Here is a 19132-nt window from a genome sequence, read left to right as displayed (position 1 = left end):
GGCTAGCCTCCCTGCATGGGCGACAGGATTTCGATCCGGTCGCCGTCACTCAAATGGAATTCAGGGCGTGCTGCGGCGGGCACGACATCGCCATTGAGCGCGGTGGCGAACCAGCCGCCCTCGTAGTCGAGCTCCTTCAAAAGGGTGGCGAGCGTCGTCGCCTCGACCTCAAGCGCTTCGCCATTGACGATCAGCTTCATTTTTAGTCTCCAGGCCGGCAGATGAGTTGTCGGCAGATGAATTGAAGAGAGGCCCGCAGCCTGCTCGGCCATGGCCGGTGAGAGCAGGAAGCCGTGCCGGTAAAGGCCGTTGATCGTGATCGTGCCCTCCTTCCAACACTTCACCCGCGGCAGATTGTCGGGATAGGCCGGGCGCACGCCCACTCCCGTCTCGACGATTTCGGCCTCACCGAACGCCGGATGCAGTGCGTAGGCCGCGTTGAGCAGCTCCATCAGCGAACGGGCGGTGATCGGTCCGTCATGGTCGCTTTCGATCATGTCGCGCCGACCATGAAGTGATGATCGGCCCGCGGCACTACATAGATCGGATGACGCGGATGGAGGAGACGCACCGGCCGGGCAAGCGAGACATCACGCCTGCGAAGGAGCAGCATTTCGCCGCGCACACCCCGCAAGTCGTCGTCGGCCCGCACGATGCCCGTGCAGTCGATCACCCGATCAAAGCCGGAAAGGACCACCTCGCCCACCTCGAAAAGGAAGACGACGCCCATCGCGCGCAGTTTATCGACAAGGGCTTCGAGAGCCCGACGGGGATCGAGATGAGCCTCGCCGGCAAAGAACAGGCCCTGGCGGAAGCGACCGGCAAGATCGGGCTCAAGGGCGGCAACCGCCTTTTCGTCGACGGACTCATGATTGCGGGTACGAGCCGCAAAGCGGGCAAGCTCGAAGGCGTCACGCGCTTGGGCGACGACGAGAGTGCCGGCTCTTGTCCCGAGCCCAGGTAGTGCCCTTTCCCACCAGTCGGCCGAAGTTCTGCCGAGCGTGACAACCGCCTTCTCGGCGCTTTCGCGTTCGCACTAGGGGGCGAGCATGCCGCCGGCGAGCCAGGAGGCATTGCCGCCCACCTGGCTCCGAATTTCAGCAACGGTGACCGACGCTCCCCGCTCGGCCAATTCATGGGCGACGGTGAGTCCTGCTACACCGGCGCCTTTGACGAGGACACGGCGCATGGCTCAGTGCGTTTCCTGATCGTCCTGCGCAAAAGCCTGTTCTTCCGCCCCGGGCGTTTCGACCGGCATATAGAGATCGCCGCCCGCGCGATATTTCTCCGCCATCGCCGCCATCCCCTCCTTCTGCGCTTCCGCGCGAATGTCGTGGGAGATGCGCATGGAGCAGAATTTCGGTCCGCACATCGAGCAGAAATGCGCCAGCTTGTGCGCTTCCTTGGGCAAGGTCTCGTCGTGCATCGAGCGCGCGGTTTCGGGATCGAGCGACAGGTTGAACTGGTCTTCCCAGCGGAACTCGAACCGTGCCCGCGAAAGCGCGTCGTCGCGGGTCTTCGCCGCCGGGTGTCCCTTGGCGAGATCCGCTGCGTGTGCAGCAATCTTGTACGTGGTCACCCCGGTCTTGACGTCGTTGCGATCCGGCAGGCCGAGATGTTCCTTCGGCGTCACGTAGCAGAGCATGGCGGTGCCGAACCAGCCGATCATGGCGGCGCCGATGCCAGACGTGATGTGGTCGTAGCCCGGCGCGATGTCGGTCGTCAGCGGCCCGAGCGTGTAGAAAGGCGCCTCGCCGCAGACGGCAAGCTGCTTGTCCATATTCTGCTTGATCTTGTGCATGGGAACATGGCCAGGGCCCTCGATCATCACCTGGCAGTCTTTCGCCCAGGCGATCTTCGTCAATTCGCCCAGGGTTTCCAGCTCGGCGAATTGCGCTTTGTCGTTGGCATCCGCGATCGAACCGGGGGCGAGGGCCGTCGCCGAGCGAGAAGGAGACGTCATAGGCTCTGGCGATATCGCAGATCTCCTCGAAATGCTCATAGAGGAAGCTTTCTCGATGGTGGTGCAGGCACCATTTCGCCATAATCGAACCGCCGCGAGAGACGATGCCTGTGACCCGGTCGACGGTCAGCGGGATGTAGTGCAAGCCGCACGCCGGCATGGATGGTGAAGTAGTCGACGCCTTGTTCTGCCTGCTCGATCAGCGTGTCGCGATAGACCTCCCAGGTCAGTTCTTCGGCGACGCCGCCCACCTTCTCCAGCGCCTGGTGCCGCTTGAGGACGGCAAGGCCGAGTCCTTCATACTTCAGCGCGAAGGTCAGGTGGCCTTCGAGGGTTGGATGTGGAGCATGGCGAGGCGTCATGATCCGCCAGCCATTCCGTTCGGCAATGCGATGCTGCTGGCCGGTGGCGGACAACGTCCGCGGCTGCCTTGAGACCAAGCCGCAGCCGAAAACGCCAGGTTTTTTTAATGGTCCGCGTGTTCGATACGCGACAGATTTCGTTCAAAGGCGACAGCGTTGTGAGCCTTGATATCGAGACATCAATGCGGCGGCACCGCTCAGTACGCGTCAGGCGGTGCCTCATGACGAGATGTCAAAACCACTCGCCGCATCACCAAATTCTTGTTTGTGTTGATTTTCGGGTTCTGTCGACGGACTTGCTAAAATTGGCCACGTTGGACCGACTGCAGAGTTGGACGCCAGCCAAGAGGGTCATCGTGGCAAAGTGCTTGTACAGCCCTTGGCTCGAGTATTGCTTGCGGTGCGGCCGTTTGCTCCTTCTGTATCGGCAGGTCCCACTTTACGGCTGATCTGCTGACAGCATGGTGCGAACGTTGAAACACTCTCCCTGAGACGCGTTAAGTGAGACTCGAAGCAACATGCGTGCCAATGAAAAAGCTCTTTAGACACATGCCAATCGATTGCCGCATGTCCGACATTTGTCGCGCCTCGCACAATGCCAAAGAATCCTGTCGCAAATTCCCGGTGAAAGGGTTGCAGCATGAAACTCTTCGATTTCTGAGGAGCTCGTGACCCTCAAAGTCCGCCTGTCCGACCGATTTTCGAATGCCACGCCGTCAGGTTTCCCGAGGTCGGAGCCACGGCCCGGAAGCCCTTGCGAAAGTCCGGGCGTCCCCAGTGTGAATGCGCCCGCTGGGCGCGACCAGCGGCGCCGGCTCGTTGTCCGGATCGGACCGATGGGGTGTCGGAGGGGTCAGGTTCTGGCTCCACCATTCGAGCGCAGCGGGTCGCCGCTTGGCTTTGTTTTGATCCACATCAGTCCACACCGGTCGCCCGGCTTCAGCATGGCTGTTGCCACTGGGTCGCCCACCGTGGCTACCGGCTCGCGAACGGCAATGAGCATCTCATCCCTTCGGCGTCACGAGAGCTAATATATGAAAGCACATCGACTGGTTTCCTTCAAATTCCTGGAGGGAATTCGACAAAATAGCGACGCTGCTTTACCCACAAGGCGCGGAGAATTGGCAACTGATTGAAATTTAAGCCGCCGCTGCATCTGGCATGGCGTTTGCTCTCTGCCTGTTAATCCGTGAAGCCGTTTTACAATATATGAAGGCATTATAAAATTATAATGCGTGTCGATACGGTTTACTCGAAGGTGCGAAAAGGAACATTCTCATTTAGGAAATGGAAGAAGACAAATAGCAAGTATTAATAAGACAGCGTCATGACGTGCGGACGTTGGCGTTCTCGTTTGACGTAAAACAAGCTGACGAAATGGAGAAGTATTTATGCTCGCAGGGGTGACAAGACGTATCCGTGCAGCCACCAGAAGGCACTCTCCTCTGTTAATTGGGAAAGCGGATGCGTCTTCGTCAATTACCGCAAGTTGACTCCAGCCTACCCGAAGTGACGCGCATTTGGAAATCACAAGCGTCTGTTGGGGAAATCTCAGGGGTCATGATGTTGTCCCCAGTCAGTCCACCTCTTGAAACGTGAAAGGAGCAAAACCAGTTCGGCATGCGCGCGCGATGCCGCCAAAGTCGCGCGAGCCCCATTCTGGCCCTGAGGGCCCGGATCGGGGGAGGCTCTCGCAATTTGTTTGTCCTAAAGGAGAACGATATGACGTTCCGTCCATTGCACGACCGCGTACTCGTCCGTCGCATCGAGGCCGAAGAGACGACGGCCGGCGGCATTATCATCCCCGACACTGCCAAGGAAAAGCCGCAGGAAGGCGAAGTCATCGCCGTCGGCCCGGGCGCCCGCGACGAGAGCGGCAAGCTCGTGCCCCTCGACGTGAAGGTCGACGACCGCATCCTATTCGGCAAGTGGTCCGGCACCGAAATCAAACTCAACGGCGAAGACCTGCTCATCATGAAGGAAAGCGACATCCTGGGAGTGATCGAGGTTTCGGCCTTGGCCAGGCAAGCCGCGTGACCGAAACCGCGTTATACAAGAAGTCAACAAGAACTGCCTATCCGCAGGAGTGAATCAATGGCTGCCAAGGAAGTGAAATTTCATTCTGATGCCCGCGAGCGCATGCTGCGCGGCGTCGACATTCTCGCCAATGCGGTGAAGGTGACGCTTGGTCCGAAGGGCCGCAACGTGGTTATCGACAAGTCGTTCGGCGCCCCGCGTATCACCAAGGACGGCGTCACCGTCGCCAAGGAGATAGAGCTTGAGGACAAATTCGAGAACATGGGCGCGCAGATGGTGCGCGAGGTCGCATCCAAGACCAGCGACATCGCAGGCGACGGCACCACCACCGCCACGGTGCTGGCGCAGTCAATCGTGACCGAGGGCACCAAGGCAGTCGCGGCCGGCATGAACCCCATGGATTTGAAGCGCGGCATTGACAAGGCGGTGGAAACGATCGTCGCCGATTTGAAGGCCAAAGCCCGCAAGGTGACGAAGAACGACGAGATCGCCCAGGTCGGCACCATCTCGGCCAATGGCGATGCCGAGATCGGCCGCTTCCTCGCTGAAGCCATGCAAAGGGTCGGCAACGAAGGCGTTATCACCGTCGAGGAGGCCAAAACCGCCGAGACCGAGCTGGAAGTCGTCGAAGGCATGCAGTTCGACCGCGGCTATCTCTCACCTTACTTCGTCACCAACCAGGACAAGATGCGCGTCGAGCTCGAAGAGCCCTACTTGCTGATCCACGAGAAGAAGCTTTCCAACCTGCAGGCGCTGCTGCCGGTTCTGGAGGCGGTGGTTCAGTCGGCGAAGCCCCTGCTCATCATCGCAGAGGATGTCGAGGGTGAGGCGCTCGCGACGTTGGTGGTCAATAAGCTGCGCGGGGGCCTGAAGGTTGCGGCTGTCAAGGCTCCGGGCTTCGGCGACCGCCGCAAGGCCATGCTGGAGGATATCGCCATCCTCACCGGAGGCACTGCCATCAGCGAGGATCTCGGCATCAAGCTTGAGAACGTCACGCTGGAGATGCTCGACCGCGCCAAGAAGGTGGTGGTCGAGAAGGAAAACACCACCGTGGTCGACGGTGCCGGCAAGAAGGACGAAATCAACGGCCGGGTTGCTCAAATTAGGGCCCAGATCGAGGAAACCACTTCCGACTATGACCGCGAGAAATTGCAGGAGCGCCTGGCCAAACTCGCCGGCGGAGTCGCGGTGATCCGCGTCGGAGGCTCGACCGAAGTTGAGGTCAAGGAGCGTAAGGACCGCGTCGACGACGCGCTGCACGCCACTCGCGCGGCGGTCGAGGAAGGTGTCTTGCCGGGCGGCGGCGTTGCACTACTCAGGGCAGCAACGGCGCTCGACAATGTCGTTCTCGACAACCCCGACCAGAGGACGGGTGTCGAGATCGTGCGGCGCGCCATCGAGGCTCCCGCTCGCCAGATCGCCGAAAACAGCGGGGCGGAAGGCTCCATTATCGTGGGCAGGGTTCGCGAGAAGTCTGAGTTCGGCTATGGCTGGAACGCCCAGACCAACGAATTTGGCGATCTCTTCGGTCAGGGCGTGATTGACCCCGCCAAGGTCGTGCGCACGGCGCTGCAGGACGCCGCTTCCGTAGCCGGCCTGCTCGTCACCACCGAGGCGATGGTGGCCGAGAAGCCGAAGAAGGAATTTCCCGCCCCGGCGATGCCGGGCGGCGGCATGGATTTCTGACGAGGCCCACTTTGTTTTTTTGTCGTGGGAGAGGGCCGGAGGTACCATTACCAATGGTCCATTCGCCCTCTTCCCGGCGTCGATTCCGCCCTCGATGTGGCAGGCTGATGTGAGGCCCTCATCCTGGGCGGCGGCCTGCACCGCCAGGGCCGAACGCTCGCCGAAGGCGCAGCAAAGCACAAGCCGCTTGCCGGTCGAACGGACGAGCTCGTGCAACACGCCGCCGGAAGTGATGTTTTCTTGCAGCCTCGGGTAAGCACATGCAGCACCCCGGGATAATGTCATGGCGTTCGCGCAGGTCGACCAGCGCGACATCCGGCTTGCCGGCCAGCGCCGACGCTTCGTTCGCATTGGCCGCCAGCCGCGCCGCGCGATCTTGTCCTGGTGCAGCCCGACCTTGATATTGGCGGCACGGCGACATCCATCATTTTCGGATTGGCGAGCCACCTGCGGGTTGAAGGCCTTCTCTTCGCCTATAGTCGAGACGGTATCGCCCTTGTGGTCGTGCGCCGGATAGACCAGCGTCGCAACCGGCAGCTCGAGCAGGCCGCCCAAGATCGATTCAAACTGGTGCCGCGGGTCGCCGTTCTGGCGAATAGGCCGGCAGCGGCAGCACCGGCCACCGCGCTGGCGCACCAGCTCGGCCGCCTGCTCGCTCTTGTGGAAGGCGACATTGTCGAGGATGACGACGTCGCCCGGTTTGAGTTCGGGTGCAAGCTGGGTCTCGACATAGAGCTCGAAACGCGCCTTGTTCATCGGCGCATCGACGATCCAAGGCGCGATCATGGCGTGGCATCTCAAGCCGGCGATGAAGGTCTTCGTTTTCCAGCCCCGAATGGTGCGGATGTTCGGTAACGTTGGCTCTTGGGTGCCCAGCCGGTTCGCTTGGTCAACCGTGTGTTGGTCGAGGTCTCACCAATGAAGACGAGGCGCGTGAAGGCCCTGTCGAAGAACGGTTTGCGCCCCCCGATCCAATGCTCGCGCGCCTGCCGGATGTCGGGACCCTGGTGCTCGCCCGCCCGGAGTGTCTTTTTTTGTGGCTGAGGCCCAGCCGGTGAAAAAGACGGGCCACTTTCGACCGGTGCACCGTGATGCCGCGCCCGTACAGTTCCACGCACAGTCCGTCGAGCGCCAGATCGCCATTCTCGGCCATCCGCTGGCGCACGAAGTCGGCATGAGCAGTCAGCTTGCCTCCGCCAGGGCCGTGGCCTTGCCGGCGCGGGCTCAAGTGTACCTCTCTCGGCGCGCAGCTTCATCAGGTCGTTCACGAACTTCGGCGAAACCCTGAAAGGACGCGACGCCTCAAGGTTGCTGTTGCCCTCATCCACAAACGCCGCAACACGCTTTAATGAGGTGGCTTCCGCTCGAGGCCCATTAACAAACTCGGTTCCTTTAGTCCTCGAAGCTCAGCCACTGGGCGCTTGATCGAGGCGTCGAGACCTTGCTTCTGAAGGTCCGGGCCTCGTTCAGAGTCTATTTTATTTGTTATGCTGGATCTTGAACATGCAGTGAAGTGGGCCGTCTGTCAGGTTCGTGTTTCTTGCAGGCTCAGCCCGCTTCAGCACAGCGGCACGTCAGCGCATCAAACTCGTCCTCAGTTCACAAACGAGGCTCCCTGGGGTACTGGGAGAGCAGAGAAATCTCCGGTCGCAGCCTACCCGGTCAAAACAGGAAACCCCAACGATGAAAACTCTCGTCGTCTGCTCCGGCGGATTGGACTCCATCTCCCTTGCGCACAAGGTGGCAGCGGAGCAGGAACTCGACGGCCTCCTATCCTTCGATTACGGCCAAAGGCACAGCAAGGAATTGGACTTCGCCGGCCTTTGCGCGGAGCGTCTGAACGTCCCGCACCGCATCATCGACATCCGCGAAATCGGCCGCGGCCTTTTCGGCTCCGCGCTGACCGACAATATGGAGGTACCCGATGGGCACTACGCCGAAGACATGATGAAGGTCACGGTGGTGCCCAACCGGAACGCCATCTTGTTGGCCATCGCCTTCGGCTTCGCTGCCGCGCGCAAGTCCGAAGCGGTGGCGATGGCCGTGCATGGTGGCGATCACTTCATCTATCCGGACTGCCGGCCAGCCTTCATCGACGCCTTCCAGATGATGCAAGACCGCGCGCTCGACGGCTACGCGAATATTCGCCTCTATACGCCTTATGTGAATCTCACGAAGGCGGACATAGTTGAGGATGGAGCCCGACACGGCACGCCATTTGCTGAGACCTGGTCCTGCTACAAGGGCGGCAGGCGTCACTGTGGACGGTGCGGGACCTGCGTCGAGCGGCGCGAGGCGTTTCATCTCTGTGGGCATCCAGATCCCACCGACTACGAGGACGCCGACTTCTGGCTCGACGCGTTGCGCAGGAGGAACGTGTAATGTTCCGCATCACCAAGGAATTCCACTTTTCGGCCTCTCATCAACTCACGTCCTTGCCGCCTGACCACCAGTGCGCGCGCCTGCACGGGCATAACTACATCGTCGAAGTGGAGCTATCGGGCAAGGAACTGAACGAGCACGGCTTTGTCCGCGACTATCACGATTTGGCACCGCTCAAACGTTATATCGACGATAAATTCGACCACCGACATCTCAATGACGTGCTGGGACATGAAAAGGTCACCGCGGAATGTCTAGCCAGACACTTTTATGAATGGTGCAAGGCACGCTTGCCCGAAACCACGGCCGTGCGGGTTAGCGAAACGCCGAAAACATGGGCCGAATGCCGACCATGACCGATACGCATCCCGCAATCCGCGTGAGTGAGATTTTCGGGCCGACGATCCAGGGCGAGGGCGTGCTCATCGGTCTGCCGACGGTCTTCGTCAGAACCGGTGGATGTGATTATCGCTGTTCCTGGTGCGACAGTCTGCATGCGGTGGACAGGCAATTCCGGCATGAATGGGAGATGATGTCATCCGATGCGGTGTGGCAAAACGTGGTCGCGCTTTCCGGCGGCCGCCCGTTGATGGTTTCGCTGTCAGGCGGCAATCCGGCGATCCAGCCTTTGGGTGCTCTCATCAAGCGAGGCCATGATCAGGGCTACCGATTTGCGCTGGAAACCCAAGGTTCCGTGGTAAGGGAATGGTTCGCCGAACTTGACGTGCTGGTCGTCAGCCCAAAGCCGCCGTCAAGCGAAATGAGGACCGATTGGGCCACTATCGAGGCATGCTTCCAGGCGGCGCAGGACAAGCCGCAAATCGTACTGAAGCTCGTTATTTTCGACGAAACAGACTATTCCTTTGCGAAAGAGGCCGCCGCGAGATTTCCGCGACTTCCAGTCTATCTGCAACCCGGCAATCACACGCCGCCACACCCCGGAAATGAACACGCGCCTGTCGACGTTGATGGAATAATGAAACGCATGGAGTGGCTGGTTGATAGCGTAACCCGTGACAGGTGGTTCGAAGCCCGCGTGTTACCACAGCTGCACGTTATGCTCTGGGGTAACAAACGAGGCGTCTAGCCGGCGGGCGACAGCCTTCGGCATCCCATAGCTAGAAATCGACAATCAAGATGCCGATCGCAGTCTCGTTAAGAGCTTGCGTCGACGGCCTTCCTGTCGCTGCCAGGCAGCATGTAGCGCCCAGAGCGACATTCCACCCTGACGGGTGGCCCTTCTGTCGGTAGGCACGCACCAGCGGTCAGTGCATAAATCCGCCTAAGCACGGCATGAAGGATCCTGCGCGTTTTTCACGCTGCCGCAGTTTTGGCACGGCGCTTGCTGCGACCGTTGTCGCGTCGACTGAGGCGCCGCGATGGGGAGAAGCCCGCGAAGGTCGGAACCCACCTCTCGATCCAGTCAGGGAAAGAACAATGTCAGCTCCACTAGTCCGGGGTTCGGTTCCCGAACTCCGCAAACCCTTCTATGCCAAGCTTTGCGCCCAAAGACTTGCCGCCATAGCCCTCGGCACCGCACCCGGCCATTCAATTCCCGGGCTCGGCGAGAGCCTGACGCCCTCCGTGGTGGCGGTTCGCCGACCGTGCTGAAGCCGCAGCATCTGGTGACACGTGCCGGCGCTTGGGCCGGGAGAGCAATCTGATCGGGAGAGCGATCAATGACAGTACGGCACGACGCTATCAGTTCCGGCATCCCCGTCCATTGCCTGTCTTGCCAGGCACGGCGCCGCGGCCTCTGCAGCGCGCTCGATCCAGATCGCTTGGCCAAGCTCGCCAGGACTTCGTCGCGGCACAGGGTCGAACCGGGCGTCGAACTGATTGGCGATGCCGATGCCCTCAACAGCTATTCGAACCTGCTTTCAGGCGTGGTGAAGCTGACGAAGAGCCTTGCGGACGGCCGCCAGCAAATCGTCGGTCTGCAATTCGCGCCGGATTTTCTGGGACAGCCCTTCGAGGCGAAAAGCGCGATCCGTGCCGAAGCGGCAACGACTGTCTCGATATGCTCGTTTCCGAAAGGGGCAATTGAAAAGATGATCGAGCAATCACCGGAACTCGAGCATCGCCTGCTCAAGCAGACGCTGAACGAACTCGACGAAGCACGCGAATGGATAGTGACTCTGGGCTGCAAGACCGCGCCTGAGAAGGTTGCGAGCTTTCTTCTCATGATCGCCCGCAACATCGATTCCAGTGTGGGGCGGGCGACCAGATCGGCGTGTTTCGATTTGCCGCTGACGCGCACCGACCTCTCTGATTTCCTAGGAACTACAAATGAGACGGTGAACCGTCAGCTGACCAGACTGACAAGGGAAGGCGTGATCCGGATCGAGAACAACCGCCGTGTCACGGTAGACAACATGAGCCGGCTGGAACAACGTTGCGGTGGGCGGCCGAGGCGAAACAGCCCTTGAACGAGACCTCAGTGGCGCTCCTACCTCGCCCACCCCGGCCTGGGCAGCGCACATTGGCGTTCGAGCGCGATGCGTCGCCGCAACCTTCCGAGGCAGTCGCGTAGCATCTATCGGACCGCCATGACCGATCGCCAGGAACGTTTCGGCCAGCTCGTGGCGAGACATTGACCCTCGAGGTGCGCGCTGTTCTAGTAGAGCCCGCGAGATCGGCTCTGCCGTAACAAACGGCGAGGACGGTACCCGAAGCCCCTAAATCCACGAATGTTCGCGGTGTCCTCAGCCAAGACGCCATTTTCGAGCGGCAATCCCCTCACCAGCCTGGATCATGCTGCGCATTTCTTAGCTGCGTCATCGTGGTCGCCCCGCTGGAGCCCGCCGGGTTTCCTTAGCGCCGGTTCGATGACGATGATTGTCTCTGGAGAATGGTTCTTGTTATCGAGCGCAGCGGTTTCCACCGACTTGCCGTGCTCTACTCTTTGCCAATGGCCGGCACGCGGCCGAGCGATCTCATACGCATCGCATGTCTGCGCCACATGCTGGTCTCTGATGCCATACTGCCTTGCGATTTCGGTCATCGGTTTCGACCAGACGAGATCGTAAAGCTCGGCCCGCGTCATCCTCAGCACGTATCTTCCTCTCGTATCAATCGCCAGCAACGTCAGCCAGCCTCTAGGCAATTTAGAAGCGCCTTGGCCTTACCTCCACCTAAATGAAGATTTCGTGGATGCGCTCGGGTCACGCCATCCATCAAAATGGAACGACACGACGTAGAGGAATATCCGCCCTAATTTTTCTTACCCCAGGTAGCCTGGAAAGGACCTGCCGGTGGATCTCTTCGTAGCCACGGATGTCCTTTACGGAGACGTATAGAAGGTAATCGGTCTTGCCGCTCACCGCATAGCATTCTTCGATTTCGGGATGCTTTCGAATAGAATTTTCGAAGCGCTCGACCGCGTGTGAGCTAATGGCCTCCAACTCGATCCGGACCGGGATTTTGCTACCGGTTGTCAAATTTCTCTCTCCGGTTTTCCAACTTAAACACCTCATGGAGTCCGCCCCGGTTTCAGTGCGATCGAGCCGCGGTGAGAAAACCGCTGTGCAGGCTTGATGCGTACCCACGCGTTATATTCGAATCCAAACTGCCGACGACAGTATGTTCCCGCTTTTTGAGCTGCCATCTCTCCGTCAAGTTGCGCGAGACCCCTCGTATAGCCAGGCGTACACCTGGCTTGCAAGTCGCCCGACGATTTGCCCGCGCAAAGATGTCATCCTAGCATCGGTTACAATCCGCGAATTCACGTCGAATGACGACATTGTCGCGGGGGGCGAATATCCCTTTGGCCATCGGGGCAGTACGGCAGACTGGTAGTTTCTCTGGGGTCGAATACGGGTTGTTAGGCCTGCGTAGTCCATCAGCGTCGCTTTGTTCGAAGAGAAGGCGATGACCGGTGGAATGGCCGATCACGATCGAGGGCAGGAGCGAGTTCCGTGACGTTTGCCGGAAGGCGGTTCGCATCGACAAGAGCTGGCACCGACTGTCTGACGGCGACCTTGGCCTGTCGAAGACGATCAAGCCGGCCCTGCAGAGCGCGGCTGTGAACCACGAGGCGGAGACGTATTCCCTCTTTCGTCGGGTCTGCCCGGATTGCCACAGGTTTCGGCCGGTCAAGGACTACACGACGCGGCCGGATCCGGACCGTCTTCGGCACCGTGGAGGTGCGCAATCCTCGCTGGATGATGTGCCGAGATTGTTACCCGGGCATGGTCGTTGCCTTTGCGCCGCTGAAGCAGATCTGCCCCGACAGCGACATCAGAGCGGATGGAACTGACGGCGTTGCTGGGGAGCATGATTATCGCTGGCCCTACGTTCCGCGAAGCCGATGGTGATTGGCAAAATCGTGGCGCACATGCGGCTGTCTTTGGCCGAGCGCCAAAGGGCGCCTCGACTGGCTGAAATCCTGGTCCAAGCAGCCGGACAGCTGAATTCAGGAGAGTCTGTACAGTGTGCTCTCAGGGACGGCCGAGAGGCAATCCTCGCCGCCGGCTTCTCGAAGGTCGAGTATCTTGAGCTGCGCGCGATTAGACCTCGCCCCTATACTCACAGATCACCCGCGCGGCTGCTGGTCGCTGCGTGGCTTGGACAAACGCGGCTCATCGACAAATCGAGCTGGCTTTGTCGCGGTCTTGAAGTGTTCCATCAAGCCGCTGCCCGAATCGTGGGGACGGTTTTGGACGCTCGAGCATCGTAGTGTCGACATACTTGGCACTTCACACGTTGCCTTGGCGATTCTTATGGCGCGTGGCGCGCAGTCAAGCCCTCGAAGATTGAGTTGCAACTTGTTGGCGCTGCGTTGCACCGGGTGCGGCGGGGGATCTGCCGGCCTAAAAGCCAACCACCAGCGCCCCGCCGGTAAGGCCTGCGCCGGCGGCTGCCAGCAGCAGCTTCTCGCCTGGTCGAAAGGGATTGGCATTGTGGGCGACCGACAGCGACAGAGGGATCGTCGCCGCCGACGAGTTGCCATGGTCGACAATGGTCTTGATGATGCGCTCATCGTCGATGCCAAGCGACTTGCCGACCGCGTTGAAGATGCGGGCATTCGCCTGGTGCGGCACGAAACGGGCGATCTCCGGCGCTGAAAGGCCGGCCGCTTCCAGCGCCTCGACGGAGCAGCGGCTCATCATCTCCACCGCCTTGGCGAAGACGTCGCGGCCGTTCGCGATGGTCATGCGGGTTTCGGCAATGTCGATTTCTTGCGCGAACGGACGGTTGCTGCCGCCCGCCGGGATGTTGATCAGGCCGTAGGCGGATCCATCCGAGGCAAAAGACGAGCCGAGAATGCCGTGGCCGGGATCGCTGGAGGGGGCAAGCACCACCGCACCTGCGCCATCGGCGAACAGCACGGCGCTCGCACGCTCGGCCGGATTGATCCGACGGCTCAAAATGTTGGCGGCAATCACGATGGCTGGCTTGTTGTGCAGGCGCACGAAGCCATCGGCGAAGGTCATGGCGTAGATGAACCCCGCGCAGGCGCCCGCCAGGTCGACCCCGCCGGCCTTTTGGAGGCCGAGCCTGTGCGCCACCAGCGGCGCGCTCGGGGGCAAGAGATGATCAGGCGTCGACGTTGCGAGCAAAAGCAGGCCGATCTCCTTGCGATCGATGCCGGCTGCCTGCACCGCCATCTCGCCTGCCTTGGCCGCCAGTCCGGAAAGCGTGTCGTCGGGCTCCGCCCAGAAACGCGTGCGGATGCCGGTGCGCCCCTCGATCCAGCCTGCCTCCAGCCCGAGGCTTGCCTCGATCTCGGCGTTGCCGACTTTTCGGGCCGGCACGTGATGGCCAAGGCCGATGATGCGCGCCGTGCGGTTCATCGGCTAGTGCCCGCCAGCCCGCCCGCCTCGTCTATTGCCGCGTAGAGGCGGTCGAGTTCGCCCGATGTCACGCAATAGGGCGGCAGCACGTAGATGACGTTGCCGAGCGGTCGCACCAGCAATCCGCGATCGAGGAAGAAGGCGCGCAGCTTCGGCCCGACCTCGGCCAGATAGCCAGCACTGCCGACGCTGAGGTCGAGCGCGGCGATGGTGCCGGCCGTGCGCACATTCTCGAAACGCGGATCCCCGTTGAACCGCGCAACCTTTTCCGCCTGCATCCGCGACAGCGCGGTCACGCGCTCGGCTACTGGTTCGTCGTTCCAGATGCCGACATTGGCCAGCGCTGCCGCGCAGGCGATCGGGTTTGCAGTGTAGGAACTCGAATGGAAGAAGGTCCTGGCCCGATCGCTGGAGTAATGCGCGCGGAAGATCGCATCGGTGGCAAGCGTCGCCGCAAGCGGCAGCGAGCCGCCCGTCAGCCCCTTGGAGGTACACAATATGTCGGGCGCGATCGCCGCCTGTTCGGAGGCGAACATGGTGCCGGTGCGGCCCCAGCCGGTCATGACCTCATCGGCGATGAAAAGTGTTTCGGAGCGCTCGGCAATGCGCTTGAGCTCGGCGAGGATTGAAGCCGGGTACATCAGCATGCCGCCGGCGCCGAGCACCAGCGGCTCGACGATCAGCGCGGCAACTTTGCGGTCACGCGCCAGTCGTTCGAAGGCGTCGAGCGTTTCCTGCTCCCGGCCTGCGGCGGGGAAGGGAATGGTGTCGACTTCGAATAGCAGCGGCTCGTAGGCGGCGTTGAAGACGCCGCGCGCACCGACGCTCATCGTGCCGATGGTGTCGCCGTGATAACTGTGTTCCATGACGACGATGCGCGAGCGCGGCGCGCGGGAGTTGCGATGAAACCCTAGCGCCATTTTCAACGCCACCTCGACACTGGTCGAGCCGCTGTCGGAATAGAACACCCAGTCGAGGCCCGCCGGCGCCATCTCGACCAGCGCCGAGGCCAAGCGTTCGGCCGGCTCGTGGCTGAGGCCGGCGAAGATCACCTGGTCGAGCGTCTCAGTCGCGCGGCGGATCGCCTCCACGATCTTCGGATGCCGATGGCCATGGGTGATGACCCACCACGACGAGATCGCATCGAGGATGCGCTTGCCGTCGCGCGTCTCGACATAGGCACCCTCGGTGCGCGCGATCGTCGGCGGCACCGGTTCGGTGGCATGTTGGGTGAAGGGATGCCAGACGGCGGAGTTGCTCATCGACTAGCTCCGATGAAGTCGGCGGCCCTGAATAGTTCCTGCATGCTAGCGGACAGTGTTCCCGGCGTCAGCGACCGCAGGAATGGGAGGCGACCCAGCACGCGCACCTTGCCCATCTGGACGATCGTTTTTTGCGTATCGACCACGAGGTCGCCGATGAACACCACGCCAAGCAGCGGTATCGAGCGGGCGCGAAGAGCTTCAATGGAAAGCAGCGTGTGATTGATGGTGCCGAGCGCGGTGCGGGCGCAGAGTATCACCGGCGCATTCCACCGCGCGAAGACGTCGATGTAAAGTGTGTGTCTGTTGAGCGGCACCATCAACCCGCCGGCACCTTCCACAATAAGTGGGCGCTCGGTCGGCGGCAGAGCAAGTGCAAGCGCGTCGATTTCCACGCCGTCCAATTCGGCCGCCCGGTGCGGTGACAGCGGCTCGGTAAGGCGCCAGGCTTCCGGCAACACCCGATCGGCAGACAGCCCTGCGAGGAGGGAGACGATTTCGCTGTCTGTCTCTGAGGCGGTGCCTGACTGCACCGGCTTCCAGTAGATGCCGTCGAGCAGCGCGGTAAGGCCAGCCGCGAACACTGTCTTGCCGATCCCGGTGTCGGTTCCGGTGATGACAATCTGTACCGTCATGGCGGGCGCTTCCATTCTGCGGCAAGAGCATCGAACAGTGCCGAAACGTCGGCCTCACCGACATTCAGCGTCAGGGAGATCCTGAGCCTTGCCGTGCCCTCGGGCACGGTCGGCGGGCGGATGCCGCGCACGTCGAAACCGCGCGACTGCAGGGCCGCTGCCAGCGCCATGGCGCGGGCATTGTCGCCGACGATGATCGGCAGGATCTGCGAGCCGCTCGCAGGCAAGCCCAGTGCCTCGGCCTTCCTGCCTGCAAGCGCGACCAGCCGCGCCAACCGCTGGCGGCGATCCGGCTCGTGAGCGACGATGTCGAGGGCCGTAGCCGTCGCTACCGCCATCAGCGGTGAGGGCGCCGTGGCATAGATGAAGGGCCGGCAGCGGTTGACGAGATAGTCACAAAGTACCGCAGGCGCGGTAACCAGCGCGCCGGATGCGCCCAGCGCCTTGCCGCAGGTGTGCAGCACCACGACATTGTCGCGGCCTTCGAGATCGTGCGCGAGACCGCGCCCATCCGCGCCATAGACGCCGGTGGCATGCGCTTCGTCGACGAACAGGAATGCGTCGTGGCGGTCCGCGATCTCAGTGAGCTCTCCGAGCGGAGCGAGATCGCCGTCCATGCTGTACAGGCTCTCGACCACGATCCACGGCCGGCCAGTTCCGCCCATGAGGCGCCAAGCGACAATGGCGTCATCCACCGCGCCCGCATCATTGTGTGCGGTCTCCACGACTTCGGCGCGGCCGGCTCGCGCGCCCTCGTGCGCGCTGGCATGGATGAGCTCGTCCAGCACGATCAGATCGCCCTTCTGGGGCAAGGTCGTGAGCGACGCGAAATTGGCGACATAGCCGCCGCCGAAAAACAGCGCGCGCTCGGCACCGAAGAAGTCGGCGGCTTTGGCTTCGAGCGCCTCGTGTTCGGGGTCATTGCCGCGCAGCAGCCGCGAGCCGGTCGCCCCGACGGGCGTGCCGGCGGCGAGTGCGGCCGCGACCGCGTCGGCCATGCGCTTCGAGCGTGCGAGGCCGAGATAGTCGTTGGAGGCGAAGTCCAGACCTGACCGGCTGCTCAGCGAACGCAGCCGGCTTCTGCGGGCAAGACCGCTCAAGGTCGCCTCGTAGCGCTCGAGCATAGCGCGCCCGCTCACCGCCTCTGACGTTCCATCGGCTTGATGCCCAGGCGGCGAAACAGCGCGCTATCCTTGTCTTCACCGGGGTTGTCGGCGGTCAGCAAGGTGTCGCCGACGAAGATGGAGTTGGCGCCGGCGAAGAAGCACAGCGCCTGCATCTCGTCGCTCATCGCCGTGCGGCCGGCCGAAAGCCGCACATGCGACTTCGGCATCATGATGCGGGCTAGCGCAATGGTGCGCACGAATTCGATCGGCTCGATCGGTTCTGCCTCGCCGAGCGGCGTGCCCTCGATCGGGATCAGCATGTTGATCGGCACGCTGTCGGGCGGCTCCGGCAGGTTGGCTAAAGTTACCAGCATATCGATGCGGTCAGCCTTCTCCTCGCCCATGCCGACGATGCCGCCGCAGCAGACCTTGATGCCCGCGTCGCGGACATTGGCAAGTGTATCCAGCCGGTCGGCAAAGGTCCGTGTCGAGATGACCTCGCTATAGTAGCGCTCGGAGGTGTCGATGTTGTGGTTGTAGTAGTCGAGCCCGGCTCGCTTGAGCCTTTGCGCTTGATCGAGGTCGAGCATGCCGAGCGTCATGCAGGTCTCCATGCCGAGAGCCCTCACGCCCTCGACCATGGCGACCACGGCGTCCATGTCGCGCTCCTTGGGGCTGCGCCAGGCCGCCCCCATGCAATAGCGCGTCGCGCCCGCGTCGCGTGCCTTCGTCGCTTCCGCGATGACGCGCTCGGCCTCCATCAGCTTCGAAGCCTTGAGGCCGGACTGGTGATGCGAAGACTGGCTGCAATAGCCGCAGTCCTCGGGGCAGCCGCCGGTCTTGATCGAAAGCAGGCGCGACAGCTGCACCCGGTTGGGATCGAAATTTTCACGATGGATCGTCTGGGCCCGAAAAAGCAGATCGTTGAAGGGCAGGTCGTAGACGACCTGTGCTGTTTCACGGCTCCATCGGGTGGAGGACCGACTGGTCGCAACCGGGTCGTCATTCCATTGCGGTTCGAGGTTCATGCCGTCTCCAATTCTAGAAAGTTCCGGCCCTTTGTCGCAAAGAGAAACAGGCGAGAATGCCTGTCAGGATCTGGCTACCAGCGCCGGCACGGGCAGGACCTTGTTGGCTTCATTGAGTATGGAAAAGCTGTAACCTCCGCCTGCATCGCGCTCGACCGAATATGTCACACGGTCAACGACGCGGTTCTCCTTGTCGAAGGTGAGCACGCGCGGCTTGAGCGTGGTCAGTTCCCGCTCGTGCGCATAGACGGAATTGCAGATGATGACCTGGTCACCAGGTTGGCAGGTGCGGGCCGCGGCGCCGTTGAGGATGCAGCAGCGCGATCCGCGCTCACCGAGGATCACGTAGGTCGAGATGCGCGCGCCCGAATTCTTGTTCCAGATCTCGACGAATTCCATCGGCAGGATGCCTGCCTCCTCGCAATGGTCGGGATCGAGCGTGATCGAGCCGTGATAGTCGAGATTGGCCTCGGTGACATGGATGCCGTGCAGCTTGCCGGCAACGATCTTGCGCATCCCTTCCTCCCAAACGACTTCGATCCTGCCTATGGGCCCTGGATCAACGGCAATGTAACGCTAGCCCGTCTTTTCTGGGCCGTGAGCGGCTGAACGCTCCCTTCTGATAGCGTCGCATGACTCATTGAAAGCGACGTCCAGAAGGTAGCCGAGAAACTCCAGCCCCTGCGCGGCGGCCAGCTGGCGCAGCTCATCGAGCCGGCAGACGATGACGCCGAGTGCTTCGCCGCGCCTTGTTGTTTGGTCATTGTCCGTCATAACTTCCCCTTGCCAGTTCAAAGTCATCGCATGGCAACGCAGTTGCGCCATGGTTTGAGGAGCGACCTAAGTCGCGGGTGGCCAATTCGCGACTTGGCCGCC

16 protein-coding genes and 5 pseudogenes are annotated in these 19132 nt (G+C 61.6%); 7 read left to right on the top strand and 14 right to left on the bottom strand.

The genetic code is table 11. The features are described from left to right. Positions 1–2 precede the first annotated feature (2 nt). The 3 pseudogenes from thiS to thiC all read right to left on the bottom strand — a co-directional run. Positions 3–1132: pseudogene (thiS, locus tag DPM33_RS33505) on the bottom strand (sulfur carrier protein ThiS). Next, a pseudogene (locus DPM33_RS37875) lies at positions 1127–1189 on the bottom strand (hypothetical protein); the annotation flags it as partial. The pseudogenes DPM33_RS37875 and thiS, both read right to left, overlap by 6 nt. A gap of 3 nt (positions 1190–1192) precedes the next feature. Beyond that, positions 1193–2232: pseudogene (gene thiC / locus DPM33_RS33500) on the bottom strand (phosphomethylpyrimidine synthase ThiC); the annotation flags it as partial. A 1815-nt stretch (positions 2233–4047) separates the two neighbouring features. Between thiC and groES the strand changes: the two are divergent. Both groES and groL read left to right on the top strand, forming a co-directional pair. Continuing rightward, the gene (groES, locus tag DPM33_RS33485) at positions 4048–4362 is read left to right on the top strand and encodes a co-chaperone GroES (RefSeq protein ID WP_112101634.1); all 315 of its coding nucleotides are present in this window, start codon (positions 4048–4050) and stop codon (positions 4360–4362) included. Between the two features lie 57 nt (positions 4363–4419). Continuing rightward, positions 4420–6048 (top strand): chaperonin GroEL, encoded by a 1629-nt coding sequence (gene groL / locus DPM33_RS33480; RefSeq protein WP_112101633.1) that lies wholly within the window; start codon positions 4420–4422, stop codon positions 6046–6048. A gap of 45 nt (positions 6049–6093) precedes the next feature. On the opposite strand, the pseudogene DPM33_RS37245 reads toward groL, so the two are convergent. Further along, a pseudogene (locus DPM33_RS37245) lies at positions 6094–6639 on the bottom strand (rhodanese-like domain-containing protein); the annotation flags it as partial. A 93-nt stretch (positions 6640–6732) separates the two neighbouring features. Next, a pseudogene (locus DPM33_RS37685) lies at positions 6733–6834 on the bottom strand (IS630-like element ISSpo6 family transposase); the annotation flags it as partial. Positions 6835–7731: 897 nt separating this feature from the next. Between DPM33_RS37685 and queC the strand changes: the two are divergent. The 4 genes from queC (at position 7732) to DPM33_RS33455 (ending at position 10859) form a co-directional block, all read left to right on the top strand. Then, entirely contained in the window at positions 7732–8430 is a 699-nt protein-coding gene (queC, locus tag DPM33_RS33470) for a 7-cyano-7-deazaguanine synthase QueC (RefSeq protein ID WP_112101632.1), read from the top strand. Continuing rightward, the gene (gene queD / locus DPM33_RS33465; RefSeq protein ID WP_041003134.1) at positions 8430–8786 is read left to right on the top strand and encodes a 6-carboxytetrahydropterin synthase QueD; all 357 of its coding nucleotides are present in this window, start codon (positions 8430–8432) and stop codon (positions 8784–8786) included. The genes queC and queD overlap by 1 nt, the downstream gene beginning before the upstream one ends. Next, complete coding sequence (queE, locus tag DPM33_RS33460; protein ID WP_112101652.1) at positions 8783–9517, top strand: 7-carboxy-7-deazaguanine synthase QueE; 735 nt, start codon at positions 8783–8785, stop codon at positions 9515–9517. Before queD ends, queE begins: the two co-directional genes overlap by 4 nt. 592 nt (positions 9518–10109) lie before the next feature. Continuing rightward, positions 10110–10859: a Crp/Fnr family transcriptional regulator gene (locus DPM33_RS33455; RefSeq protein WP_112101631.1), complete on the top strand. Its 750-nt coding sequence runs from the start codon at positions 10110–10112 to the stop codon at positions 10857–10859. A 323-nt stretch (positions 10860–11182) separates the two neighbouring features. Here the strand turns inward: DPM33_RS33455 and DPM33_RS33450 are convergent, their stop codons facing one another. After that, positions 11183–11485 carry a hypothetical protein gene (locus tag DPM33_RS33450; RefSeq protein ID WP_146770373.1) on the bottom strand — a complete coding sequence of 101 codons (303 nt, stop codon included), beginning with the start codon at positions 11483–11485 and terminating at the stop codon, positions 11183–11185. A gap of 121 nt (positions 11486–11606) precedes the next feature. Continuing rightward, on the bottom strand, positions 11607–11906 hold the full coding sequence (locus DPM33_RS37850) for an Lrp/AsnC ligand binding domain-containing protein (protein WP_112101629.1): 300 nt from the start codon (positions 11904–11906) through the stop codon (positions 11607–11609). A gap of 833 nt (positions 11907–12739) precedes the next feature. Between DPM33_RS37850 and DPM33_RS37845 the strand changes: the two genes are divergently transcribed. Continuing rightward, complete coding sequence (locus DPM33_RS37845) at positions 12740–13108, top strand: pantoate--beta-alanine ligase (protein ID WP_112101628.1); 369 nt, start codon at positions 12740–12742, stop codon at positions 13106–13108. A gap of 133 nt (positions 13109–13241) precedes the next feature. On the opposite strand, the gene DPM33_RS33435 is transcribed toward DPM33_RS37845, so the two are convergent. From DPM33_RS33435 to DPM33_RS33405, 7 genes are all read right to left on the bottom strand, one after another. Beyond that, the gene (locus DPM33_RS33435) at positions 13242–14225 is read right to left on the bottom strand and encodes a beta-ketoacyl-ACP synthase III (RefSeq protein WP_112101627.1); all 984 of its coding nucleotides are present in this window, start codon (positions 14223–14225) and stop codon (positions 13242–13244) included. Beyond that, positions 14222–15487 (bottom strand): adenosylmethionine--8-amino-7-oxononanoate transaminase, encoded by a 1266-nt coding sequence (locus tag DPM33_RS33430; protein ID WP_112101626.1) that lies wholly within the window; start codon positions 15485–15487, stop codon positions 14222–14224. The genes DPM33_RS33435 and DPM33_RS33430 overlap by 4 nt, the downstream gene beginning before the upstream one ends. Further along, positions 15484–16122 (bottom strand): dethiobiotin synthase, encoded by a 639-nt coding sequence (gene bioD, locus DPM33_RS33425; RefSeq protein ID WP_112101651.1) that lies wholly within the window; start codon positions 16120–16122, stop codon positions 15484–15486. Before bioD ends, DPM33_RS33430 begins: the two co-directional genes overlap by 4 nt. Then, entirely contained in the window at positions 16119–17246 is a 1128-nt protein-coding gene (locus DPM33_RS33420; RefSeq protein WP_112101625.1) for an 8-amino-7-oxononanoate synthase, read from the bottom strand. The genes bioD and DPM33_RS33420 overlap by 4 nt, the downstream gene beginning before the upstream one ends. An 11-nt stretch (positions 17247–17257) precedes the next feature. Next, complete coding sequence (bioB, locus tag DPM33_RS33415; RefSeq protein WP_112101624.1) at positions 17258–18256, bottom strand: biotin synthase BioB; 999 nt, start codon at positions 18254–18256, stop codon at positions 17258–17260. Positions 18257–18319: 63 nt separating this feature from the next. Beyond that, positions 18320–18772: an aspartate 1-decarboxylase gene (gene panD / locus DPM33_RS33410; RefSeq protein WP_112101623.1), complete on the bottom strand. Its 453-nt coding sequence runs from the start codon at positions 18770–18772 to the stop codon at positions 18320–18322. Positions 18773–18832: 60 nt separating this feature from the next. Continuing rightward, positions 18833–19030 (bottom strand): hypothetical protein, encoded by a 198-nt coding sequence (locus tag DPM33_RS33405; RefSeq protein WP_112101622.1) that lies wholly within the window; start codon positions 19028–19030, stop codon positions 18833–18835. Positions 19031–19132: the final 102 nt, after the last annotated feature.

The organism is Mesorhizobium hawassense (assembly GCF_003289945.1).
GTDB lineage: Bacteria > Pseudomonadota > Alphaproteobacteria > Rhizobiales > Rhizobiaceae > Mesorhizobium > Mesorhizobium hawassense.
This window is presented reverse-complemented; position numbering and strand designations above follow the sequence as displayed.